Below are 23,997 nucleotides of genomic sequence, written 5' to 3' on the forward strand. Positions count from 1 at the left end.
ACAGCCGTCCGGTGGGATCGGGTGACCGAGCGACAGTTGAGTGAACCCGGAACCGGCACCGCCCAGGACGTGACCACCGATGGTGGAGTGCGGCGCACCGTGCTGCCCGGCGGGCTGCGCGTGGTCACCGAACACGTGCCCGGTGTGCGCTCGGCCTCGGTGGGCGTGTGGGTCGGCGTCGGCTCCCGCGACGAAGGACCGACCGTGGCGGGTGCGGCGCACTTCCTCGAACACCTGCTGTTCAAGGCGACCCCCACCCGCACCGCGCTCGACATCGCCCAGACCATGGACGCTGTGGGCGGCGAACTCAACGCCTTCACCGCCAAGGAACAGACCTGCTACTACGCCCACGTCATCGACGAGGACCTGCCGCTGGCGGTCGAACTCGTCTCCGATGTGGTGCTCAACGGGCTGTGCCGGGCCGTCGACGTCGATGTGGAACGTCAGGTGGTGCTCGAGGAGATCGCCATGCGCGACGACGATCCCGAGGACCTCGTCGCCGACTGCTTTCTCACCGCCCTGTTCGGTGACCACCCCGTCGGGCGTCCCGTGATCGGCAGCGTCGAATCCATCGAAGGCATGCAGGCCGCCCAGCTGCGCGGCTTCCACCAGCGCCGCTACCGCCCCGAACGCATGGTCGTCGCGGTGGCGGGCAATGTCGAACACGAGCGGGTCGTCGAACTGGTCCGCCACGCCTTCGGCCCGCACCTCGACCCCACCGCCGAACCGGCACCCCGTCGTGAGGGCAAGTTCCGCGCCCAGGGCGCACCGGGACTCGTGCGCATCAACCGTGACAGCGAACAGACCCACCTCACCTTCGGTGTGCGCGCGTTCGGCAGGCACGAGGGACAGCAGCGCTGGCCGCTGTCGGTGCTCAACACCGTGATCGGCGGCGGACTGAGTTCGCGCCTGTTCCAGCGCATCCGGGAGGAACGCGGCCTGGCGTACTCGGTGTACTCGAGCGTCGACACCTTCGCCGACACCGGCGCGTTCTCCGTGTCACTCGGCTGCCAACCCGAAAACCTCGCTCAGGTGGCCACTTTGGCACGTTCTGTGCTCGACGAAGTCGCCGCCGAGGGCATCACCGACGCCGAATGCGCCCGTGCCAAGGGCTCGTTGCGCGGTGGCCTGGTGCTCGGCCTCGAGGACTCCGCATCGCGGATGAACCGCATCGGACGCAGCGAACTCAGCTACGGCAACCACCGCAGTGTCTCGGCGACCCTGGCCCGCATCGACGCCGTCACCACCGACGAGGTCAACGCCATCGCCCGCACCCTGCTCGCCCGGCCCTACGGCGCCGCCGTCGCGGGCCCCTACCAGCGCACCCGCGACCTGCCAGCCTCGGTCCGCAGACTCGTCGAGAACTGAGTGGTCCGCTGCCCGCGAGCGCACCGGGCGGCATCGGCGTCTCTTGCCCGCGTCGCCTCTGTCGAGGTGACGATTGTCGGCGGGCTAATCGCGCGCGGCGTCGATACGCCCGTTGTGCAGGGGGAGTGACGCGGCGACAACGTACTTCGCGTCGTCCGCGCCCGCGCTGAAAGTTCCGCCGAGCATCGTCGCGCGTTCGCGCATGCCGAGCAGTCCGTGGCCCGCACCGGCGGCAGGCACCGTCGCACACGGATTGGCGACACGGATGTCGATCGCCTTCTCGCTCACCACAACGGTGACCTCGACCGGTGCGCCCGGTGCGTGGCGGATCGCGTTGCTCAGTGCTTCCTGCACGATCCGATAGGACGAAAGACCCACGGCGTCAGGCACTTTAGCCGTATCGCCGGTCAGTGTCATCGTGATGTGCGTACCGCCCCCGCGCACCGTCTCCACCAGTTCGGTGAGGTCTCGCAGGGCGGGCTGAGGCAGGAGCGTGGCGTCACCACTGCGCAGCACTCCGAGGATGTGGCGCATCTCGGACAAAGCGACCGTCGCGCTGTTGCGGATCGTGTCGAGCCGGGCGCCGGTGGCGGGCGCGAGATTGCGGTCGCTGTGCTGGGCGGCCTCGGCCTGGATCGCGATCACCGTCATGTGGTGGGCGACCACATCGTGCAGCTCACGGGCGATGCGGGCGCGTTCCTCCCACAGCGAGGTGAGCTGGCGTTGCCGCTCGGTGCTGTCGCGTTCGCGGCGCAGACTGTTGCTGGTGACGCCGACCGTGCGCACCGCGATCACGGTCGAGAGCACCAGCCCCGACACCGCGCTCGCCCCGAGAATCCCGACCAGCCATTCGGCGGGCCGCAACCACAGCGCCAGACCGATCCCGGTCGCCACCGTCGCCGCCCAGGCCCCCGCCGCGGCGCGGGCGCCCGCCCACACCGCCCCAACGCCGAGAACGACGAAATAGCTGGTCAGCATCGGATCGACCCACAACTCCGCCTGCGGTCCGCTGAGCACGGACGCGGCTGCCAGCGCCGCGAGGCCGAGCGCCCACCCCGCCACCGGAGCCCGCATGGCCAGCGAGACAGCGATCCCGATGCCGAGCGCGAGCGCGACGACCTGGACCACCGCCAGCTCGGTGTCGGCCACCATGGTCGCCAGCACCGCGACGAACCCCACCACGCCCGCCGCGACGCTCAACGACACCTGCTGCCACCGGCCCAGTCGCGGGGGCCAGGACTCCAGCACGCGGGCGGCGATCGTCTCCATGCGCTCATCCTTGTCGATCGTGGGTGCGGACACCGTCAGACCAGATCGCGTCGCCGGACGACGACGATCGCGCAGGCGAGGAAGATCACCGGGTACACCGCCAGCGCGACAACGGCCTGCGGCCAGTCGAGGAGGTCGAGCACCCCCGGTGTCGCCTCGCCCTGCAGTGTCCGTAGATCACCGGCCAGCGAACCCGCCACCGACCCGGGCAGGTAGTCCGTCACCGCACCGGCACTGCCGAGCATGTCGCCGAAGAAGCGAAGCACGTTCTCGAGCACCAGTACCCACACCAGGCCGAGCCCGACCGCGAGGGACGGCCCGCGCGCCAGCAGACCGATCAGCGCGCCGAGCAACGTCCACATGGTCAGAATCGCGATGCCACTGCCGATTCCGGCCAGCAGCCGGCCCACCGACGGGAGCACGAGCGGCTGGGATTCGGCCGAGGCGATGACGCACGCGACGCCCAGATCGAGCACGAACGCCCCGAGTACAGCCACGACCGCCACCGTGAGCAGCGCGAGCACCGTGCCGAGCAGAGCCGTGACGCGCGCGGGTCCCTGAATGAACACCGTCTTCCAGGTGCCCCAGCCGTACCCGCTGCCGGTGGCGAGGGCGCCGAGGATCAGCATCAGCGCGCCGCCGAAAAGCACGGTGCCGCCGACGAATTCCTCCGGCACGGCCGTGGGCATCATCTGCGCGAGCACGTACTCGCGCGGCTGCCCCTCGGTGGCATCGGCGGCACTGCCCGAGCTGTAGCCGAGGTAGTTGAGCAGGTACATGAAGGTGAGGTTCAACGTCAGCCAGACCGCGAGCAGACTCCACAACACGGGCCAGCGGCGCAGCCGGAGCACTTCCGCGCGAATGCTGTCGATCATGCGACGTTCTCCACATCCGGTGCGGTCATCTCGAAGTACGCTTCTTCCAGGGAACGTTCCGTGGAACGCAATTCGTGTAGTTCGGCGCCCGCGTCGAGCACCGCGCGGGCGATGAGCGGTGCCGCGTCGGGGCCCGCGTCGACCCGGATGCCGGTCTGGGTCCGGGTGGCATCGCCGACGGCGACCCGGATCGCGTCGACCGCGGTCTGTACCGGTTGGGCCCGTACGAAAAGGGTGCTGCGCCCGCGCATTTCGGCGACGGTCGATTCGGCGACCAGTTTCCCGCCGTTGATCACCCCGACCCGGTCGCAGATTTCCTGCACCTCGGCCAGCAGATGGCTCGACAGCAGAATCGTGTGCCCGTCGGCGGCGAGATCGGTGATGAGGGTGCGCATCTCGGCCATGCCGCCGGGGTCGAAACCGTTGGTTGGTTCGTCGAGGATCAGGAGTTCGGGGTTGCCGAGCAGCGCGCAGCCGACGCCGAGCCGTTGTTTCATGCCCTGGGAGTAGGTGCGGAATCGGTCGTCGCCCCGGCCGGTGAGGCCGACGCGGGCCAGTGCCTCGTCGACGGCAGAATCCGGGATGCGCCGATAGCGTGCCATGACGCGCAGATTGTCGCGTCCGGACAGATACGGATAGAAGCCGGGACTTTCGATCAGAACCCCGATGTGCGCCAGAGCCGCCGGATCACCGGGCGCCTTTCCGAGGACCCGGGCGGATCCACTGGTCGGTTCTATGAGCCCGACCAGCATTCGCAGTGTCGTAGTTTTGCCAGCGCCGTTCGGGCCGAGGAAACCATAGATTTCCCCGGCCCGAACGGTGAGGCAGACCTTGTCGACAGCGACTTTGTCGTCGTATCTCTTGGTCAAATCATCCGTGACCACAATCATGATCCAACCCTAGATTTCAGCTGGTCCCGGCACATCCCGCCGCAGAGTGATCACCGGTGGTAGCTCTCAGGAGTGACGGTCATTCCACCAGGTGGCCGAGCCGTGGCACGGCGACCTCGAATTCGGCGTGCATTTTCGACACCTGCGTTTTGCCGACCACCGTCTTCATCATCAGATCGCGCACCTTGGTCGCCGCGAAACCGTCCCAGGACGAAATCGTGCCGATTTTCCAGGATGCCTTCTGCAATGCCTCCGCTTCGGGCCTGCGCGCCTTTTCGTACGACGACAGCGCCCGCCGCACCGCCGCGCCGTCACCGACGTCGATGGAGCCGAGATGATTCGCCAGAGTGATCGCGTCGACGATGCCTTCGCTGGCGCCGCGGCCGAGATTGGGGGTCACCGCATGCGCCGCGTCGCCGAGAAAGACGATGCGGCCCGAACTCCACGCTGGCATCGGGCCGAGCGCGCGCACGTTGTGGTGCAGCATCACCTCCGGCGGGGTGGCCGCGATCAGGTCACGCACCGCGGCGGGGAACACCTCGAATCGGCGCAGCAGGTCGTCTTTGACCGTGCCCGCCGGTGCGTCGAGTTCCAGGGTCGGCCTGGCCAGACCCGCCACCCAGAAGACATTGTTGTTGCCGCAGTCCTTGATGGCGATGCGGTTGCCCCGCCCGAAGAGCAGCGTGAACATATTGCGCCCGAACGGCGGTACGTGATCGGCCACCGCGTGCACCAAACGGTAACTAGCGGTGCGCAGTTCGACTTCGGGGAAGATCTGCTGCCGGGTCGCCGAGTTGATGCCGTCGGCGGCGATGAGCAGATCGGCCCGCTCCCGATGACCATTGTCGAATGTCACGGTGACACCCGAATCGTCCTGCGTGATGTCGATCGCCCTGTGGTTGAAGTTGATCGAGCCGAGATCCGGTGAGCCGGCGAGCGTATCGATCACCTCCGCGCGCCGGATCATCACCGGCATCGGCGCGTCGTAGCGCTGCGCCATCGCGGCCAGCGGCGCGTGATAGAGCGGGGTGCCGTCCTGGTTGAAGAACTGCTGGCGGTGCACATCGGCCCCGCGCGCCCGGATCTGTTCGGCCAGATCGAGTTCGGCGAAGGCCTTCATGCCCTTCACCCAGATCTGCAACGACGCGCCGACGGTGCCGAACGCGGGCGCCTGCTCGAACAGGGGCGCATCGATCCCCACCCGGCGTAAGGCGATGCTGGTGCTGAGACCACCGATCCCGCCGCCGAGGATGATCACACGACCGTTCGCTGTACTCATGGGTGCTCCAACCGGGTGCGCTGGGTGGTGGCGACGAGATCGAGATCGAAATCGCCGGAACGGAATTCGGGTCGCGACAGGATGTCGGTGTGGAAGCTCGCGCTGGTGGTGAGGCCGTGGCCCTCCAGGACGAGCTCGTCGAGCGCGCGGATCATGCGGTCGATCGCGGCGGGTCGATCCGCGGCCCAGACGATGACCTTCGCCAGCAGTGCGTCGTAATACGGCGACACCGTCACCCCCGGTTCGAGGTGGCTGTCGACCCGCACCCAGGGTCCGGCAGGCGGACGATAGCGGGTGACCCGCCCGGTCGTCGGTGCGAAATCGCGCGCCGGATCCTCGGCATTGATCCGGCATTCGATCGCGTGCCCACGCACGACGACATCGGCTTGCCCGAAGCTCAGGGGCTGCCCCTGGGCGATCCGCAATTGCTCGGCGACCAGGTCGATCCCGCACACCATTTCGGTGACCGGATGCTCCACCTGCAGGCGCGCGTTCATTTCCATGAACCAGAAGCCACCGTCACGATCGAGCAGGAACTCCATCGTCCCGGCCCCTTCGTACCCGACCGATCGGGCGCCCGCGACGGCGGCGGCACCGATCGCCGCACGGGTGGCGTCGTCGAGTGCGGGCGACGGTGATTCCTCGAGCAGCTTCTGGTGCCGGCGCTGCACCGAGCAGTCCCGTTCGCCGAGATGCACGATATTGCCATGGCGGTCGCCGAGGATCTGCACCTCGATATGACGGGCGCCCTCGAGGTATCGCTCGATGTAGAGGCTGCCGTCACCGAAGGCGAGGGCGGCCTCGGTCTGGGTGCGGCGGTAGGCGTCCTCGATCTCGGCGCGCTCGCGGACCACCCGCATACCGCGTCCACCGCCACCGGCCGCCGCCTTGAGGATCACCGGATAACCGATCTCCTCGGCGACCCGTTCGGCCTCCTCGGCACCGGTCAGCACCGACGTCGTCCCCGGCAGCAAGGGCAGGCCCGCCGCGCTCATCAGCGCCCGGGTCACCGCCTTGTCGGCCAGCGCGGTCATCGTCTCCGGCGACGGCCCGACGAAGATCAGGCCCTCCTCGGCGCACACCGAGGCGAAATCCGCGTTCTCCGAGAGGAATCCGTAGCCCGGGTGGACCGCGTCGGCACCCGTGCGCAGGGCCGCGCCGATGACGTTCGGGATATTGAGGTAGCTGCGACCCGGCTCCGGCGGGCCGATGCACACCGCGTCGTCGGCCAGTTGCATGGCGATCGAATCGGCGTCGGCGGTCGAATACACCACCACACTGCGCAAGCCGAGTTCCCGGCAGGCCCGCACCACGCGCAGCGCGATCTCACCCCGGTTGGCGACCAGAACGGTCTTGATCGGCCGTTCGGGATCGGTCGCCGGGTTCATGACGCGATCTCCATCGGGGCGGACTCGTCGGGCTCGAGCAGGATCAGCTGCTGGCCGTACTCGACGACGTCACCGTCGTCGGGCAGGATCCGCACCACCCGTCCCGGACCGGGCGCGGTGATGCGGTTCATCAGCTTCATCGCCTCGACGATCGCGACCACCTGACCCTCCGCCACGAAGTCGCCGGGGGAGACGAACGGGTCGGCTCCGGGCTCGGGGCTGCGGAAGAAGTGCCCGACCAAGGGCGACTCGATCGCGACGGCGCTGGATTCCGGCGCCGGGCTCACCGATTCGACGGTGACGACCGGGACGGGCGCCGCGCTCACGCTCGCCGGACCCTCCGGCCATTCCATCTCCAGGTCGAATTCGCCCGCCCGGACGCGCAGCCGGCGCGGCCGGGGGTTCAGGTCGGCGACCAGGCCCCGTACCTCATCGATCATGTGGCTCAACGATTTGTCAGTGGTCATCGGTTTGTCTCCCAGGTGTGTCACGAGCCGAACTTCCGGAACTTGCGGTACCTGGCCTCGATCAGGTCGGGGCCGGGCACGGTGGACAGCGCGGTGAGCGCGTTCGACAGGGTTGCGCGCAGATCGCCCGCCATCCGCACGATGTCGGGTCCGCCCTCGGCGTCCTCGGGGATGACGCCGTCGACCACGCCGAGCGAAAGCAGGTCCGCCGCAGTGAGCTTCAGTGCTTCGGCGGCCGTGCTCGCCGCCGCGCGGTCGCCCCACAGGATCGCGGCGCACCCCTCCGGGCTGATGACGGAGTAGTAGGAGTTCTCGAACATCAGCACGGTGTCGGCGACGCCGAGCGCCAGCGCCCCACCGCTGCCGCCCTCGCCGGTGACCACGGTGACGATCGGCACCGGGAGCCTGCTCGATTCCATGATGGCGCGTGCGATGGCGCCCGCCTGCCCGCGTTCCTCCGCGCCGACGCCGGGATAGGCGCCCGGCGTATCGATCAGGGTGACGATCGGCATTCCGAACTTCGCCGCGTGACGCATCAGCCGCAACGCCTTGCGGTATCCCTCCGGTTCGGGCATACCGAAGTTCCTGGCGATGGATTCCCTGGTGTCGCTGCCTTTTTCGTGGCCGATCAGCATGACCGCGCGGCCACCGAGGGTGGCGAGCCCGCCGACCAGAGCCGAGCTGTCGGCGAACATGCGATCACCGCGCAATTCGACGAAGGTGTCGAAGGCGACCGCCGCGAAACTCAGGGTGGTCGGGCGGGCCTGATCACGCGCGACCTTCACCACCGTCGCGGCCGGGCGCGGGGACACCTGCGCAGGGTCGGTGACGGCGACCGACGGCAGCAGCGGTCCGAGCGGAGTGTCCGGTGCGTGCGCGGCGAGGACTTTCGCCAGATACGCCCGCAGCTGCGCACGCGGGACCACCGCGTCGATCAGCCCGTGTGCCAGCAGGAATTCGGCGGTCTGGAAACCGGGCGGCAGATCCTCGCCGATGGTCTGGCTGATCACGCCCGGCCCGGCGAACCCGATCAGCGCGCCGGGCTCGGCCACCAGCACATCACCGAGCATGGCGAACGAGGCGGTGACACCGCCGAAGGTCGGGTCGGTGAGCAGGCACACCACGAGCAGTCCGGCCTCGTGCAGTCGGCCGATCGCCTGGCTCGTCTTGGCCATCTGCATCAGTGACAGGCTGCCCTCCTGCATCCGCGCGCCACCGGAGGCGCAGCACAGCAGCAGCGGAAGCCGTTGGGCGAGGGCGAGTTCGGCGGCACGGGTGATGACCTCGCCGACGGCCGAACCCATCGAGCCGCCCATGAACCCGAACTCCATCGCCGCGACGACCAGACGCCGGCCGTCCAGAGTGCCGACACCGAACACGGCGGCATCGTCTTCGCCGGTTTTGGCGCGGGCCTGCGCGAGCCGTTGCCGGTAGGACTTGTGGTCGCGGAAATCGAGCACATCGCGGGTTTCGATGTCGTCGTAACTGCCCGGGGCCCAGGAGTTCTCGTCGAGCAGCAGGGCCAGCCGCCGGTGCGCGCCGATGCGCAGATGGTGGCCGCAGCGGGTGCAGACCCGCAGGTTGCGTTCCAGCTGGGGTTTGTACTGGTATTCGGCGCAGGACGGGCATTTGGTCCAGGTGGTGTCCTGGTCGGTGCCCTGCCTGCCGATGGTGTCGATCACTTCGGTCATCGGAACTCTCCGTTCGGCTCTGACTTGTCGATCTGTTCGGCCAGGAACGCCCGCAGCGCGTCGGCGACGGGGCCGGGCGCTTCCGCGTGCACGGCATGGCCGGTACCGGGCACGAACACGTGCGAGCCGTCGGCGAGCAGCCCGAGCGCGCGCCGCACGTGTTCGTCGGTCATGAGCGCGCCGGTGCGCTCGTCGCCCTGGACGAGCAACACCGGACACCGCAGTCGCGACATCAGCTCGTCGGGGTCTTGTTCGCGCTGGTTGCGCCCCTCCACCCAGCGTTGATTCAGCTCCGGATCGGCCATCCGCAGCGACACCGCGATCGAACGCATCGCCTGATTGGGGACGGCGTAGCCGAGCATCGCCGCGCGCTGGGAATCGTTGAGCCGGTACAGCGCCGAGTCGACGATCACCACCGCCCGCACCAGATCGGGGCGGGCGGCGGCGACCATGGCGGCGATCCAGCCGCCCATCGAGTGCCCGAACAACACCACCGGCGCGCCGATGCGCTCGGTGACGAACTGTTCGACATCGGCGGCGAAGTCGGCCAGCGCGTAATGGCCTGCCACCCAGTCGGATCGGCCGTGCCCACGCAGATCCGGTGCGTAGACGTCCCAGCCGGGTCCGAGCGAGCGGACGAGCGGCCGGAAGGTCTGCCACCGTGCGCCCAACCCGTGCAGCATGCACAGCGACGGCCTGATGTCACCACTGACGTGGGCGTATTCGAGCGTCGCCGCACTCGTGCGAAACCGGCCCGTCTCGATCGGGCCCACGGCAGGGCGCATCCCTCAGCCCGCCCAGACCAGGGTCATCCCGGCGTACTTCCACTTGCTCGTCTCGATGGCCAGGAGCAAGACGTTGTCGCCCGCCCGCAACCGGCCCGCGCGCGCTGCTTCGTCCAGGGCGAGGGGAACAGCGGCCGAACCGGTGGCACCGACCCGTTCGATGTTCTCGTAGATCTTGTCGCGCAGGGCCAGCCACTCGTCGGTGAGCAGACCGGCCGCCTCCAACTCACTGGTCATGTAGCCGGCATTGCCCTCGGGGACGACCCACAGGGCGATGTCCTCGGCCTTCACCCCGCTGATCTCGAGCATCTCGCGCAGCGACCGGGTGATCATGTGCGGGATGAACTTTCCCGACTCCACGACGTCGACCTTCAGCTCCATCAGGCGTTTGGCCAGCACCTGCTTGTGTAGCGGTGCGTGGGTCGACCCGCCGATCACCTGCATGCCCGGCTTCTTGGTGCCGCCCATCGTGACGATCGAGGAACCGAGTACCCCGGCCCGGGTCTGCGGGTCGGCCGGTTCGGCGCGCAGCACGAGCGCACCCGCACCGTCACCGAAGGTGTAGGCCACCAGCCGATCCCGCATGCGGATCCGCTCCGGGTCGATGCCGCGATACATCGGGACGAGCAGGGGCGAGATGGCCTCGCTGCCGATCACCACGGCGGTGCGGTGGGTGCCGCGCTCGAGGTAGGCGCGTGCCACGTCGGCGGCTTCGACGAAACCCGCACAGCCGGACCGCACTTCGATGGTGGTGCACTCGGCGATCCCGAGGTGCTCCTGCACGAACGTCACCGCGGGCGGCAGCAGGTATTCGGGGCTGGCCGTCGACATCACGATCAGGTCCACCTCACCCGCCTCGATGCCGGCCTGCTCGAGCGCCGCGGTCGCGGCGCCCGCGGCCATCTGGGAGTTGGTCACCAGGTGTTCGCCGGTGTCGGGGTCGATCATCCAGTGGCGCTCCTTGACCTGGATGCCCTCGAGAATGTCCTCGGGTACGGGACCGAGCAGTGCTTCGATCTGCTTGTTGTCGATCGGGTCGCCGTGCAGGTAGCTGCCCGTGCCGACGACCTGGGCCGTGAATTCCGGTGTTGCCATAACGCTTGTCGTCCTTTGTGTTCGGATGCTCAGTCGGTCAGCGGCGCGAGCACGATGCTGATGTGGGTACCGCCCAGTGAGGAGCTGTTCACCAGGGCCACGCCCCGGTCAGGCCGGTCACAGGTGGCCAATGCGGCGGCGAGCAGTCCGCCTGCGCCCAGTTGTTCGCCGAGCGCCCGTTTGGCGGCGATGCGCTGCGGGGCGTTGTCGCCGAAAAGCCGGTGCAGGGCCTGGTTCTCGGGCTCGTCGAAGGCGGGCAGCCCGACCTCGTTGGTCCACACCTCGGCGATATCACCCGGCGCCAGACCCGCGACGTCGAGTGCGGCGCGCATGGCGCGTTCGACGGCGGCACCGGTCGGATCGGTGCGCCCCACACCGCGCGCGTCCGATGCGGTGGCATGCCCGAGTACTTCGGCGTACACGGTGGCGCCCCGGCGAACGGCGTTGTCGTACCGTTCGAGCATCACCGCGGCGCCGCCCTCGGCGAGGGCGAACGTGTCGTGCGGACCCATGGGCAGCCCGAGCCTGCGGTAGCCACGCACCACGAGTGGGGTGAGGGTGTCGGCGGCGGTGGCCAGGATCGCGGTCGCGCGGCCGAGCGAGACCATGTCGTAGCCGTAGCAGAGCGCGTTCGCGCCCGCCGCGTGCCCCGAGGTCACCGTCGAGGTGGGGCCGAGCGCCCCGAGCAGCGTGGCGACACTGCCCGCCGCCGCGTTGTACACGGTGTTCGGGAACACGGCCGGGTTCGCCGCCGCGACCCCCTCCGCGCGCAGCGGGCGCACGAACTGTTCCATCGCCTCCATCGGACCGAGCCCGGTGCCGAAGACCACGCCCACCCGGTCGGGGTCGTCGGCGATCAGGTCGGCACCGGCCTCGGCCAGCGCCCGGCTCGCCGCGAAGGTCGACAGCAGGCCGAGCCGGTCCATCCGCCTGGCCTCCCGCCTGGTCAGATGGTCGCTGGGGTCGGTGTCGATGAGACCCAGCCGCACACCGTCGTCGACCCGGGTGCAGTCGCGGCCTTCGGTGACCGCGCGCAAGGCAGCCCGCACATCGAGGCCGGCGGCGCCGACGGCGCCTGTCCCCGTCACCACCACGCGCGAACGCTCGACGCGGGTCGGCTCGGCGGCGCGTTCGGAGAACACCACGCTCGCGTTGGCACCCGCGAAGGCGAAGTTGTTCGAGATCGCGTGGTCGATATTGCTGACCCGTGGGGTCACCGGGATGTGGTCGAGCGCGCATTCCGGGTCGGCCCGAACGAGATTGGCGGTCGGCGGCAGCACGCCGCTGCGCAGGGCACCGACGGTGATGATCGCCTCGACCGCGCCCGCCGCGCCGAGCAGGTGCCCGATCATCGACTTGGAACTGCTCACCGGCACGGAATCGGCGGCGTCGCCGAGCGCGAGCCGGGTGGCCTTGGCCTCGGCGCTGTCGTTGCGTGGGGTGCCGGTGCCGTGGCTGTTGACGTAGCCGATGTCGCTGTCGCGCAACCCGGCCCATTCGATGGCCGAGCGGATGGCCCGCGCGGCGCCGGTGCCGTCGGGGCGCGGGGCGGTCGGGTGGTAGCCGTCGGCGGACAGTCCGTAGCCACGGATCACGCACAGCGGCTCCACCTCGGCCGCGGCCGCCAGCTCGGCGCTGGTCAGGACGAGCATGCCGCTGCCCTCACCGAGCGAGAGCCCGGTTCGCTTGTCCTGGTACGGCGCCGCCGGTGTGGGCGACAGCGAACCCAGCGAGTTGAACCCCGCGTAGGCCACGTCCGACAGTGCGTCGGTGCCGCCTGCCAGCACCATGTCGGCCCGGCCGAGCGCGATCAGATCCGCGGCGTAGCCGATCGCGTTGGCCCCCGCCGCGCAGGCGGTGTTCACCGAGAACACCGGACCGGCGCACTGGAAATGGGCTGCCAGCGATTCGGCGATGGCCTGCGGCGGGCCGAACATGGCGAGTTCGGGGGTGCCCGCGCCGACACCGTCGTCACCGAGCCACTCGAGGGTGCTGAGCAGACCCGCATTGCAGGTGCCGAGCACGATGGCCCGGTCGTGCGGTGCCACCTCGGCGACCAGGGCGCCCGCCGCCTCCATCGCCTCGGTGGCGGCGGCGAACGCGAAATCGAAAGCGCGGTCCCGGAATCCGCCCACTTCGTCGGCGATCGGTGAGGGCGCGACGGGGGAGCGGACCTCACCGCCGATCCGGGTGTTGTAGTCCGACATGGGCAGGTGCTCGACCGGGTCGATCGCGACATGACCGGCGCGTACGCCGTCCCACAGCGCCTTGGCCGTATCGCCCTGCGAGGTGACGGCGCCGACAGCGACGACGACCACCGTTCGCAAGGACATGTGCTGGGTTTCTCTCGTCTTCACCGTGCACTCCTGTTCGTGGTTCCAGCGGGCTCTACAGGCGCCGCAGCGCCAGTGCGGCGGCCTGGCCCGACAGTCCCCGGCCCAGTGCGAGGCTGTAGTCCGCGCGCAGTTCGCGTGCCACAGCGGGCACCCAGTCCAGGTCGCACTGCGGCGCCGCAGCGGACAGATTCAAGGTCGGCGCCACGGTGTTCTCGCGCAGTGCCATCGCCGCCAGCGCGACATTCAACGGGCCTGCGGCGGAGAGCAATTGGCCGAGAGCAGGCTGCACGCTGCTCGCCGCGACGGTGTCGGCGCCCACGCCGAGCGCGGCCCGCAATGCCCGTGTCTCGGCGAGATCGGCCCGGATCACCGCCGCGCCGTCGGCGGCCACGTAGCCGATATCGGTGCCCGCGACACCCGCCTCCCGCATCGCCGATGCCAGGGCATTACGCAGACCGGTGCCGTCGCCCCAGATCTCGCCGGGTGTCACCGGATCCGAGCCACCACCGAAACCGACGATCTCCGCGTACGGTTCGATCCCGCGGGCCACGGCGGTGTCGTAGTCCTCCAGCACGAGCATGCACGCGCCTTCGCCGAGGACGGTGCCGGTGGCGTCGCGGTCGTACGGGCGCACCGCACCCGTCTCGTTGCGGTCGGTGAGCAGGTCGAGCCGGTCGAGCTTGGACATGCACCACCAGGAGACGCCGTCGTCGAAACCGCCCGCGACCGCGACCGTCGTCTCGCCGCGCGCGATGGCCCGGTAGGCGTTGCCGATCGCACTGATGCCCGCATCACCCGCACCGGAGAGAAAAGCGCTCGGTCCGGCGAAGCCGAATTCCTCGGACAGGAAGAACAATTCGGCCGAGGGGAGTCCTTCCACGAAGAACAGCGGGTACATCCGCGCCGCCTCGTGACCCAGCCGGGCCGGGTCGATCCGCCCGTCGGGCCCGCAGGCCTGCACCGTCGCGTCGAGGATGTGCAGCGGGTCGGAGATCTGGTTCTCGCTGGCGAGGAAGACACCGACCGAGTCGTTGCCCGAGGTGGCCGGGTCGATCCGCGCCTCCTCGGTGGCCAGCCGGACCGCGGCATGCGCCAGCTGGTTGGCCCGCGTCATCAGCCGCAGCGACTTGCGGTTGCGGACAAACGGTTTCGCGTCGAACTCGGTGATCTCGGCGCCGAACCGGGTGCGCAGCGAGGCGGGGTCGTAGGCGGTGATCGGGCGCACCGCGCTGCGCCCGGCCACCAGTTCCTTCCAGGTCTGGGTGAATCCGGTACCCAGGGGCGACACCACACCGATGCCGCTGATGACAACGCGATTCATGAGACTTCCCTCTCTGGACCCGCGTCACGGGTCATGGTGAGCTCGCGCGCGAGGACGACCACCGCGCCGGCCCGGGTGATGCGCCCGGTGAGGCGCGCCACCGTGTCGTCGAGTTCGCGGATGTCGACCGCCACGTGTAACTGGTCGCCGGGGCGCACATAGTGGCGGAACTGCACCCGCCGCGCGCCGGTGAGCCGCCACCGGCCACCGTCCCGGGCGAGCAACAGATCGGCCAGGTTCGCCATGCCGTGCAGCATGAGCACACCGGGCAGCACCGGGAACCGCTGGAAATGGGTGTCGAACACGGGCAGGGTGTTCGGCACGTTCGCGAGGGCACTGGCCCCCGCACCGGGTCGCAACTCGACGACGCGGTCCAGGCGCAGGCCGCCGGCCACGGCCAGGGCGTCGGGCGGCACCGGCGACCCGGCGCCGACATCCGTGCTCGGCACGGTCACCGCGGGAGTACTCATGGCGCCTGCACCACGAGTGAGGCGTTCGTGCCGCCGAAGGCGAACGAATTGACCAGCGCCACCGAGACATCGGCCTTTCTGGCCTGGTTCGGGACATAGTCCAGATCGAGCTTCGGGTCGGGGTGGGTGTAGTTGACGGTCGGCGAGACCAGCCCCTCGGTGATCCCACCGAGCGCCGCGAGCACATTGAGCGCACCCGCCCCGGCGGTGAGGTGCCCGGTCATGGACTTCGGCGAGGTGACGAGCAATTCGTAGGCGTGCGCACCGAAAACCTGCTTGATGGCGGCGGTTTCGGAGACGTCGTTGCCCGGTGTGCTCGTCCCGTGCGCGTAGACACAATCGACCTCGGTGCCCGCCACCCCCGCGTCGGCCAGCGCATCGGCCATGGCGGTGATCGACCCGCCACCGTCGGGCGGGGAATCGGTGATCCGGTACGCGTTCATCGTCGAGGCGTAACCGGTGAGCCGCGCCAGAATCCGGGCACCGCGTGCCTCGGCGATGCGCCGCTCCTCCAGCACGAGCAGCACCGACCCCTCGCCGAGCACGAAACCGTCGCGTTCGGCGTCGAACGGTTTCGAGGCCTTGGTCGGATTGTCGTTGTAGCGGGTGGTGAGCGCGCCGAGCAGCGAGAATCCGGCGACGTCGAGCCAGGTGGTGAGCGAGTCCTGGCCGCCGGCGACGGCCATGGTGATCTCGCCCGCCTGGATCCGGCGCATCGCCTCACCGACGGCATGGGTCGCCGACGTGCAGGCGGTGCTGATCCCGCTGATCGGTCCACGGCACCGGCTCACCTCGGCGATGGCCATCAGGTCGACACCCTGATCGCAGCGCCACGTGCTGTCGGTACCGCGGCGGTGGATCACCGTGCCGTCGCTGGTGCGGCGGGTGAGGCCGATCTCGGCGAACTCCTGCGGCTCGGGCCTGCCGACGTGGCCGCCGACGAAAACGCCTCGGGCGGCCTCGTCGTGCGAGCCGATATTGCCCGCCTGGGCCAGCGCCTGTGCCGCGGCGACGACGCCGAAACCGCCGGATCGACTGAGCAGGTCCCAGCGCTGGGTGGTCAAGAGCTCGGGCGCGGGGCTGAATCCACGCACCATCCCGGCGATCTGGACTTCGAACGTGCTCGGATCGAACGTCTCGATCCGGCCCACCCCGCTGCGCCCGGCGGCCAGCGCCGACCACGTGTCCGGTGCGGTGTTTCCCACCGGGGTGACGGCCCCGATACCGGTGATGACGACCTCGTTGTTCATGATCGGGCCCCGCTTCGCAGTAGTTCTTCGCGCATCCGCACCGACGCCGCGTCCTCGAGCATGTCGGCGTCGACCAGGCCGCACATGAGGTCGTCGACCTCGAAGACGACGCTCTCGCCGACCAGCAGCCGGCCTGCGGCCACGATGGTGTCGCCCCTCGACAGGATTTCGACCGAGGCGACGACGTCGTCGCCGGGCACGATGGCGGACCGGGTGGTCATGGCGCCGACCGACAGCAGCACCGCCCGCTGCCGCCGGTCGGTGCTGAGATAGATCAGCCACGCCAGACTCTGGGCGAGTACCTCCAGCTGAATCGACAGCGGCATCGACGAGCCGAAAGCCGTTGTAGACCAGTAACTCTCACTCGAACTCGTCCGCTTGACCGCCTCGACCCGCGCCCATGGATCGATGGTGTCGATGCGGTCGACGAGATGGAACCGCACGGGTCAACTCGCCGCGACGGTGTGTTTGGACACCATGTCCGCGAGATTGCGCACGGTGAACAGACCCATCACGTCCTCGGCGCCGAGCTTGCCGCTGAGTTCGGCCGGGTCGATCTGGGGCATCACCTTGTGCAACTGCTCGAGGCCGAGGTCGGAGACCATTCCGTCGTCGGTGCCGAATTGCTCGTCCGGGATGCCGCCCTGGATTCGCTCGCTCAGCTGGGTGGTCGTGATCTTGACGCCCAAGCGGCGTTCGATTCGGAAAAGAATGTCGAGCAGATCGATCGACTCGGCGCCGACCTCACCGAACAGGGTGGCATCGGCTTCGACCTCGTCGATGTCCAAAGCGACTGCCTCGGCGACGATTTCGCGGACGGTATCGATAACGCTGATTTCGGACATGCTGGTTTCCTCCATCTGGAAGTGGTCGGATCGGAGTGGAGCGGGGTGCCGGCTAGCGCCGCGCGGTCTTCTTGAGCGGTTTGCCGGTCAGTAGCGTCCCGGCGACCATGCCGTCGACCGGGACGAGCGCGCCGGACAGATGCCGGTTGCCGGGCGCGGCGAGGTAGGAGACCAGGTCGGCCACCTCGTCGACGGTGGTCGCACCCGAAATGGGCACCTGCCCGATGACGGAGTCGCCACCGTCACCACTGAGAACGTCGGCGATCATCTCGGTCTCCACGAAGCCGGGCAGCACCGCGTTCACCCGGATGCCGAAGCGGGCGAACTCGAGCGCCGATGCCCGGGTGAAGGAGTTGATCGCCGCCTTGGACGCCGCGTAACTGGAGGCACCGAACCAGGCGCGTTCGCCCATCACCGAGGAGATGTTGACGATGGCCGCGCCGTCGCTCTGGGCGAGCGCGCCACAGGCTGCCCGCGTGCCGTTGAACACGCCGCCGAAGTTGACCCGCATGACCTCGAGCCAATCGCTCTCCGACATTTTCATGATCAATTCGTTGCGCGTGATACCCGAATTGTTGACGAGGATGTCGAGCTTTCCGGCGAATTCCAGAACCTGCTCGACAATCGACTCGGCAGCACTATAGGAGGAGATATCTCCCTGAAGGGCAACGGCTTTTCCGCCGTTGTTCTCGATTTCGGTGACCACTTCCTTGGCTGCCTGCTCTCCGCGAAGGTAATTCACGGCGACAATGGCGCCTTCTGCGGCGAGACGACGGCAAACCGCGCGTCCTATTCCGCCTGATCCGCCGGTCACCAGTGCGACCCGGCCGGTGTGAATTGCTGACATCAAGTACCTCCCCAGGGGTCAGCATGAAAAGTGTGCGATGGTCCGGTTCGGACGATCTCATCCACACTTTCCGAAACCGATGATCCGGCAGTTAAACCCCAGGTGCAACCGGCATAGATGTGATTTGCGCCATAATAGCTGTTCGCTATTGCTGACTGGAGGGGCTCTTAGCACGTGCTGTTGCAGTGCGCTAGCTAGTAATTTCAGGGGGCTGCGAGAGGCTGATCTTCGCGCGGGAAAGACGGAATAGATACGGCGTTAACGCTGAATTCATCATGACGTGAGTCGATGGCGAAAACCGACCGGTCGGAGATTCGGCCGAGATATGCTTCGCGGTATACCAAACAGGCAAGTCTTGAACTCCCGTCCGCCTGCGAGCAGAATCGAGCGACGACGCTCGTCGTCCGAGCGGAATTTCCTGTATCCGTACCTGCAGATGTTTTTGACGCCTGTCCAGGTTGATACCCGTTCTATATTCAGGGGGAGAATCGCATGACATCCACCGCTTTCCTGTTTCCCGGCCAGGGCTCACAACGTGTCGGCATGGGTCACGACCTGGCGCAGGCCTACCCCGACCTGGTCGCGCCGCTGTTCCGGGCCGCCGACGAGGTGCTGGGCTTCGAGCTGTCCCAGCTGTGCTGGCACGGACCGGAGGACCGCCTCGCCCGCACCGACATCACCCAGCCCGCGATCTTCGTCGCCAGCCTGGCCGCCTACCGTGTGCTGGCCGAACTCGTTCCCGCGCCCGTGGTCGTCGCCGGCCACAGCCTCGGCGAGTACACCGCCCTGGTCGCGGCGGGCGTGCTCGAGTGGACCGACGCGCTGCGCTTGGTCCGGCGCCGCGGCGAACTCATGGCGCGGGTCAACGAATCGAATCCCGGTGCGATGGCCGCCGCTCTCGGGCTGTCGAGTGACACGGTCGAGCGGCTCTGTGCCGAGGTGCGCGAGCAGACCGGGGCGGTCGTCGAGGTCGCGAACTACAACGCCGAGGACCAGACCGTGGTGTCGGGTAGCGAGGCCGGTGTGACCGAATTCACCACCAGGGCAACTCGACTCGGCGTCGAGGGGGCCAAGGTGAAGCGGCTCGCGGTCGGCGCGCCCTTCCACAGCTCGATGATGGCCCCGGTCGAGGCGGAGTTCGCGGCCGATCTCGCCGGGGTCCGCTTCGCCGACCCGGTGATCCCGCTCGTCGCGAATGTCACGGCAGCGCAGGTGCGTACGGGGGAGCAGGCGCGTGCGGGGCTACGGGCGCAGCTCGCCGGATCGGTGCGCTGGAGCCAGAGCCTGTGCACCGTCCGGGAATTCGGTGTCGAGACGTTCGTCGAAGTGGGCCCTGGTCGGGTGCTCACCGGGTTGTGTAAACGGGCGTACCCCGAGGTGGCGAGCTATTCCGCGGGCGACCGACGGCGCATCCGCGCGGTGGCCGAGGAAGTGGGCGGGGTGTTCCCGGCGGAGGCGGTGGGCTGAACCGCTGCCCGGCGCTGTTCGATCTCACCCCAGAACTCGACCGACAGCGCTTCGTAGCGAATGCCGAACTCGAGCACGAGCAGCTCGTGGGAATCGCTGGCCGGATCGCCGGAGAGCGAATCATGGGCGGCGAGATAGCGATCGAGCCGTTTCTGATGCGCCTGCTTCTCCCCGGCGGCGACCTCGACCACGTCGTCGGGGGAGGAGAGGCTGCCGAAGTACAGCTTGAGCAGTCCGCTGTCGCGCAGTTCGTGCGTGCGTCTGTCCTGCCCGGTGGTGAGCCAGTCCTCGAGTTCGGCCCGGCCCGCGTCGGTGATGGAGTAGATCCGGCGGCGGCGGCCGGTGGTCTCCTGATAGCCGGACAGCAGCCCCTCTTCGACGAGGCGTTCCGGTTCTGCGTAGATCTGGGAATGGGGGAACGACCAGAAGAATCCGATCGAGCGATCGACCTGCTTCTTGATGTCGAAGGGAGTGCAGGGTCCGGTGCGGGCGACCAAGCTGAGGACCAGATAGGACGTCGGGCTGAGCTTCCGGTCGGCCAAGCAGCTCACTCCTCTGGTATCGGGTGACAACATCCTGGGTGAGAAACAGGAATGTTTCATTATTGGAGCCGGATATCGCGATCCGCACTATACGTTTCGGACTATGCGCTGTCAAAGGCTGCCCGCAGTCGTCCGCCGTGCGACGACAGCGTCACACGGCGGACGAAGGCTCAGGCGACCAGCGGTTTCAGTGCCTCGCCTGCCATCTCGAGAACACCGGGATGGTGGCCGTTGGCAACCATGTTGATGATGAGGCCGTCGACGCCGTGGACCAGCACGCGTTCGGAGATCTGTTCGGCGACCTGCTTCGGCGTTCCGACGAACAACTTGCCCGCCATCGAAGCCCGCACCCGCTCGACCTTCGCCCGTTCACCCACGCGCGCGGCGAACATGTCGTCGATGAGTTGTTCGGCGCGGTCGGCGTTCTCGTCCATCACGACGAAGGCGAGGTAGCTGACATCCAGCGTCGAGCGGTCGCGCCCGGCCTCCGCGCAGCGCTGGTCGAGGGCGGCCATCTTGCGCGGCAGCTCGTCGGTCTCGCAGCCGATGCTGAGATGGTCGGCGTGCCGTGCCGCCAGGGCGAAGGTCTTCTTCTCGCCCGCACCGCCGAGCATGATCGGCACGTCGTCGCGCATGCGTGGTTCGTTGATGACGTTCGCGACGCGATACCAGGTGCCCTCGAAGCTCGGGCGTTGTCCGCGGAACATCGGTGCGATGATCCGCAGTGCCTCGTCCAGCTTGGTGAACCGGTCGGTGAAGGTGCCGAATTCGTAACCGTAGGCGAGGTGTTCGAGCTCGAACCAGCCCGCGCCGATACCGAGCATCGCCCGGCCCCGGCTGATCACGTCGAGCGTGGTGACGATCTTGGCGAGCAGCGCCGGATTGCGGTAGGTGTTGCCGGTGACCATGGTGGAGAGCCGGATCGTCTCGGTGACGGCGGCGATCGCGCCGAGCGTGGTGTAGGCCTCGAGCGTCGGGCCGTTCGGCGGGCCGAAGCGCTGATAGAAGTGGTCGGTCAGGAACAGGGTGTCGAATCCGGCCTTCTCCGCCGCCTGCGCCTGCGCGACGATGGCGGGGAACAGCTCGTCGACCGGTGCGCCGAAATTGAAGTCGGGCATCTGGAAACCGAGGCGGACGATGCCCCGGCCGGTGGGTGCGGACATGTCAGACATCCCTTCGGAGCAGGGCGCGGCGGGCGAGGGCCGACACCCCGATTGTCACGGTTATCACGATCGCCAGCCGGGGCCAGCCGCCGAGCGCGCCGATGAGTTCGGCTGAGGCATCGGCACTTTGGGAGAGCTTGCCGACCACGGCACTGGGTGCCTGCAGGGTCGCCAGCTTGTGCAGCTCGCCGAACGCCGTCGCCGACGCCGCCTCGGGCAGCACCACGTGCGCGGCCGCCGCGGCGACCGCCCCGGCGGAGCTGCGCATCAGGATGCCGAGCGCCGCCCCGAACAGGGCCACCGCCGGGAACACGCAGACGATGCCGAGCAAGCCCGGAAACGCGTCACCCGCGGCGTATTTCGAGCTGTCGATGGCGAAGATGCCGACCAGATAGGTGAGCGTGGTGGCCGCGATGCCCAGGGTCGTGCTCACCGCGGCGGCGGTGAGCATCTTCGCTCCGAACACGACATCGCGTTGCGGTGTCGCCGCCAGGACCGAGCGGATGGTCCCCGAGGTGTACTCGGTGGAGGTGACCAGTGCACCCCAGGCGCCGATGAGCGCGATGGGCAGGGTCATGGCGGTGAAGGCGCCGCCGATCACGGTGTCGGTGGTCTCGAGGCTGTCGGACAGGCCGACCAGTGCCGCCGACACCGGGCCGATCAGCAGCGCCAGGATGGGCAGCAGGAACAGCGCCCGCGACGACCGGATCTTGATCAACTCCGAGATCACCTGGTATCGCATCACCTCCCGGGATGGCGCCGAGCGGTTCGGGGTGGCGGTGGTGCTGGTCACGATCGTGGTACTCATGCCGACTCCTGCAGTGTTTCGGTGTCCTGGAAGGTGTGCCGACCGGAGACCAGCCGGGTGAAGACCTCTTCGACCGTCGCGGTGACCGGCGTCAGCTCGTCGAGGACGATGTCGTGGGTGGCCGCGAGGCGCCAGATCTCGCGTGCGGTCACCCCGCGCACGGTGCCGGTGTCGCCCCGGATCTCGATGCGGTCGCCGAGCACGGCGGCCAGCCGGGCCAGCTCGTCCCCGCGCACCCGCACCCGTGGTTCGGCATTGGCGACGAAGTCGGCGGTCGGTTCGTCAGCGACGATCTTGCCCCGGCTGATCACCAGCAGATGATCGGCGACCAGTTCGGTCTCGCTCATCATGTGGCTCGACAGCAGCACCGTGCGGCCCTCGTCGGCCATGGCCCGCAGGGTCTGGCGGATCCAGCGGATGCCCTCGGTGTCCAAACCGTTGACGGGTTCGTCGAGGATCAGCACGGCGGGATCGCCGAGCAGGGCGGCGGCCACGCCGAGGCGCTGGCGCATGCCGAGCGAGAAGCCTTTCACCCGCATCCCGGCCACGTCGGCGAGCCCGACCCGCTCGAGCACCTCGTCGACCCGCGTGCGTGGGATGCCGTTGCTCGCCGCGAGGAAGGCCAGATGATAGGCGGCGGTGCGCGATCCGAGCACATCGCTCGCATCGAGCAGGGCGCCGACGGTGTGCAGTGGGAATCGCAGGTGGCGGTAGTCCTGGCCGAGTACCGTCGCCGTACCGGAGGTTGGGGTGTCCAGTCCGAGTATGCATCGCATCGCGGTCGACTTGCCCGAACCGTTGGGGCCGAGAAACCCCGTGACCCGACCTGGTTCGACGGTGAAGCTCAGGTTGTCGATGGCGCGAGTCCTGCCGTAGAACTTGGTCAAGTTACGTGCTTGGATCATGCTTTCGAGCGTATTGAGCAGGCATTTTCGCCACATCCATCCCGGGAGCCAACTGCGCGGGTAGTCCTCGAGAGGGATGCGGCCCGCCCGGTGCGTTCGCGCGGTGGCGATTACGCTGATGTCGCAGGGTGGTTCGGATCGGTTCGGCGCAGCGCGCGCCGTCCGCACAGAGGGGCGAATTCCGTTGTCGGACAACCAGTATCAAGCTCGAAGTGGGGCACCGGCGAACATCCGGGTGCTCATCGCCGACGATCAGGAGCTGGTGCGCGAGGGCTTGAGCGTGCTGCTGGACTCCCAGCCCGACATCGACGTCGTCGGTCAGGTGGCCGACGGCGAGCAGGCGGTGCGCGAGACCGAGCGGCTGGCCCCCGATGTTGTGCTCATGGATGTGCGGATGCCGGTGTGCGACGGGATCGAGGCCACCCGCCGTATCACCGCCGCCGGCCCGGCCAAGGTGATCGTGCTGACCACCTTCGACCTCGACGCCTACGTGTATTCCGCGTTGCGTGCCGGTGCCTCGGGCTTTCTGCTGAAGGAATCCTCGGCCCGTTCGCTCGGTGAGGCGGTGCGCGTGGTCGCCACCGGTGAGGCGCTGCTCGCCCCTTCGGTCACCCGGCGCCTGCTGTCCGAGTTCGCCCGGCAGGGGCAGTCGGTGCGGTCGGCGGAGAAGGCGGCGGGGCTCACCGTGCGGGAGACCGAGGTGCTGGTACTCATCGCGCGCGGGTTGTCGAATGCCGAGATCGCCGGGGAGATGGTGATTTCCGAGCAGACGGTGAAAACCCATGTCGGCCGGATCCTGGACAAACTGCAATTGCGCGACCGGACCCAGGCGGCGATCTACGCCTACGAGACTCGGCTGGTGAGCCCGCTGTAACACCGGCGGCGATCAGGAGCGAACTTGTCGTAGTCGCACCGTAGCGTGATGCGCGGTGGACG

General features: G+C 68.4%; 23 protein-coding genes. 3 read left to right on the forward strand and 20 right to left on the reverse strand.

From position 1 onward, the window contains the following. Positions 1 to 21 precede the first annotated feature (21 nt). Entirely contained in the window at positions 22 to 1,368 is a 1,347-nt protein-coding gene (locus tag LDL21_RS14115) for a M16 family metallopeptidase (RefSeq protein WP_370465692.1), read from the forward strand. Between the two features lie 84 nt (positions 1,369 to 1,452). Here LDL21_RS14115 and LDL21_RS14120 read toward each other — a convergent pair whose 3' ends face one another. From LDL21_RS14120 to LDL21_RS14195, 16 genes are all read right to left on the reverse strand, one after another. Next, a complete protein-coding gene (locus tag LDL21_RS14120) occupies positions 1,453 to 2,637 on the reverse strand; it encodes a sensor histidine kinase (protein WP_225280437.1) in 1,185 nt (394 codons plus the stop codon). A gap of 35 nt (positions 2,638 to 2,672) precedes the next feature. Next, positions 2,673 to 3,512 carry an ABC transporter permease gene (locus LDL21_RS14125; RefSeq protein ID WP_225280438.1) on the reverse strand — a complete coding sequence of 280 codons (840 nt, stop codon included), beginning with the start codon at positions 3,510 to 3,512 and terminating at the stop codon, positions 2,673 to 2,675. Next, on the reverse strand, positions 3,509 to 4,402 hold the full coding sequence (locus tag LDL21_RS14130) for an ABC transporter ATP-binding protein (protein ID WP_225280439.1): 894 nt from the start codon (positions 4,400 to 4,402) through the stop codon (positions 3,509 to 3,511). The genes LDL21_RS14125 and LDL21_RS14130 overlap by 4 nt, the downstream gene beginning before the upstream one ends. A 79-nt stretch (positions 4,403 to 4,481) precedes the next feature. Further along, entirely contained in the window at positions 4,482 to 5,681 is a 1,200-nt protein-coding gene (locus LDL21_RS14135) for an FAD-dependent monooxygenase (RefSeq protein ID WP_225280440.1), read from the reverse strand. Further along, on the reverse strand, positions 5,678 to 7,069 hold the full coding sequence (gene accC / locus LDL21_RS14140; RefSeq protein ID WP_225280441.1) for an acetyl-CoA carboxylase biotin carboxylase subunit: 1,392 nt from the start codon (positions 7,067 to 7,069) through the stop codon (positions 5,678 to 5,680). Before accC ends, LDL21_RS14135 begins: the two co-directional genes overlap by 4 nt. After that, entirely contained in the window at positions 7,066 to 7,536 is a 471-nt protein-coding gene (locus LDL21_RS14145; RefSeq protein WP_225280442.1) for an acetyl-CoA carboxylase biotin carboxyl carrier protein, read from the reverse strand. Before LDL21_RS14145 ends, accC begins: the two co-directional genes overlap by 4 nt. Positions 7,537 to 7,556: 20 nt before the next feature. Beyond that, complete coding sequence (locus LDL21_RS14150) at positions 7,557 to 9,227, reverse strand: acetyl-CoA carboxylase carboxyltransferase subunit alpha (protein WP_225280443.1); 1,671 nt, start codon at positions 9,225 to 9,227, stop codon at positions 7,557 to 7,559. Further along, the gene (locus LDL21_RS14155) at positions 9,224 to 10,000 is read right to left on the reverse strand and encodes an alpha/beta fold hydrolase (RefSeq protein ID WP_067636393.1); all 777 of its coding nucleotides are present in this window, start codon (positions 9,998 to 10,000) and stop codon (positions 9,224 to 9,226) included. The genes LDL21_RS14150 and LDL21_RS14155 overlap by 4 nt, the downstream gene beginning before the upstream one ends. A 15-nt stretch (positions 10,001 to 10,015) precedes the next feature. After that, on the reverse strand, positions 10,016 to 11,107 hold the full coding sequence (locus LDL21_RS14160; RefSeq protein ID WP_181696909.1) for a 3-oxoacyl-ACP synthase III family protein: 1,092 nt from the start codon (positions 11,105 to 11,107) through the stop codon (positions 10,016 to 10,018). A 29-nt stretch (positions 11,108 to 11,136) separates the two neighbouring features. Beyond that, a complete protein-coding gene (locus tag LDL21_RS14165) occupies positions 11,137 to 13,464 on the reverse strand; it encodes a beta-ketoacyl-[acyl-carrier-protein] synthase family protein (protein WP_225280444.1) in 2,328 nt (775 codons plus the stop codon). Between the two features lie 31 nt (positions 13,465 to 13,495). Next, positions 13,496 to 14,764, reverse strand: coding sequence for a beta-ketoacyl-[acyl-carrier-protein] synthase family protein (locus LDL21_RS14170; protein ID WP_225280445.1), 1,269 nt, complete (start codon positions 14,762 to 14,764; stop codon positions 13,496 to 13,498). Then, positions 14,761 to 15,234: a 3-hydroxyacyl-ACP dehydratase FabZ family protein gene (locus LDL21_RS14175; protein WP_225280446.1), complete on the reverse strand. Its 474-nt coding sequence runs from the start codon at positions 15,232 to 15,234 to the stop codon at positions 14,761 to 14,763. Before LDL21_RS14175 ends, LDL21_RS14170 begins: the two co-directional genes overlap by 4 nt. Beyond that, the gene (locus LDL21_RS14180) at positions 15,231 to 16,484 is read right to left on the reverse strand and encodes a beta-ketoacyl-[acyl-carrier-protein] synthase family protein (protein WP_225280447.1); all 1,254 of its coding nucleotides are present in this window, start codon (positions 16,482 to 16,484) and stop codon (positions 15,231 to 15,233) included. Before LDL21_RS14180 ends, LDL21_RS14175 begins: the two co-directional genes overlap by 4 nt. Beyond that, positions 16,481 to 16,927: a hotdog family protein gene (locus LDL21_RS14185; RefSeq protein ID WP_225280448.1), complete on the reverse strand. Its 447-nt coding sequence runs from the start codon at positions 16,925 to 16,927 to the stop codon at positions 16,481 to 16,483. Before LDL21_RS14185 ends, LDL21_RS14180 begins: the two co-directional genes overlap by 4 nt. A 3-nt stretch (positions 16,928 to 16,930) precedes the next feature. Next, a complete protein-coding gene (locus tag LDL21_RS14190) occupies positions 16,931 to 17,329 on the reverse strand; it encodes an acyl carrier protein (RefSeq protein WP_157104761.1) in 399 nt (132 codons plus the stop codon). A gap of 52 nt (positions 17,330 to 17,381) precedes the next feature. Continuing rightward, positions 17,382 to 18,176 carry an SDR family NAD(P)-dependent oxidoreductase gene (locus LDL21_RS14195; RefSeq protein ID WP_225280449.1) on the reverse strand — a complete coding sequence of 265 codons (795 nt, stop codon included), beginning with the start codon at positions 18,174 to 18,176 and terminating at the stop codon, positions 17,382 to 17,384. Between the two features lie 492 nt (positions 18,177 to 18,668). Between LDL21_RS14195 and fabD the strand changes: the two genes are divergently transcribed. After that, complete coding sequence (gene fabD / locus LDL21_RS14200; RefSeq protein ID WP_225280450.1) at positions 18,669 to 19,643, forward strand: ACP S-malonyltransferase; 975 nt, start codon at positions 18,669 to 18,671, stop codon at positions 19,641 to 19,643. On the opposite strand, the gene LDL21_RS14205 is transcribed toward fabD, so the two are convergent. The 4 genes from LDL21_RS14205 to LDL21_RS14220 all read right to left on the reverse strand — a co-directional run bounded on the left by LDL21_RS14205 (position 19,562) and on the right by LDL21_RS14220 (position 23,061). Next, complete coding sequence (locus LDL21_RS14205) at positions 19,562 to 20,185, reverse strand: PadR family transcriptional regulator (protein WP_225280451.1); 624 nt, start codon at positions 20,183 to 20,185, stop codon at positions 19,562 to 19,564. The two genes, fabD and LDL21_RS14205, sit on opposite strands and share 82 nt — an antisense overlap. A gap of 170 nt (positions 20,186 to 20,355) precedes the next feature. Beyond that, positions 20,356 to 21,348 (reverse strand): LLM class F420-dependent oxidoreductase, encoded by a 993-nt coding sequence (locus LDL21_RS14210; RefSeq protein WP_225280452.1) that lies wholly within the window; start codon positions 21,346 to 21,348, stop codon positions 20,356 to 20,358. 1 nt (position 21,349) lies between these two features. Next, positions 21,350 to 22,156 (reverse strand): hypothetical protein, encoded by an 807-nt coding sequence (locus tag LDL21_RS14215; RefSeq protein ID WP_225280453.1) that lies wholly within the window; start codon positions 22,154 to 22,156, stop codon positions 21,350 to 21,352. Further along, a complete protein-coding gene (locus LDL21_RS14220) occupies positions 22,153 to 23,061 on the reverse strand; it encodes an ATP-binding cassette domain-containing protein (protein ID WP_225280454.1) in 909 nt (302 codons plus the stop codon). Before LDL21_RS14220 ends, LDL21_RS14215 begins: the two co-directional genes overlap by 4 nt. Positions 23,062 to 23,164: 103 nt before the next feature. Between LDL21_RS14220 and LDL21_RS14225 the strand changes: the two genes are divergently transcribed. Beyond that, complete coding sequence (locus LDL21_RS14225; RefSeq protein ID WP_225280455.1) at positions 23,165 to 23,935, forward strand: response regulator; 771 nt, start codon at positions 23,165 to 23,167, stop codon at positions 23,933 to 23,935. Positions 23,936 to 23,997: the final 62 nt, after the last annotated feature.

This window comes from Nocardia rosealba, assembly GCF_020216065.1.
GTDB lineage: Bacteria > Actinomycetota > Actinomycetes > Mycobacteriales > Mycobacteriaceae > Nocardia > Nocardia rosealba.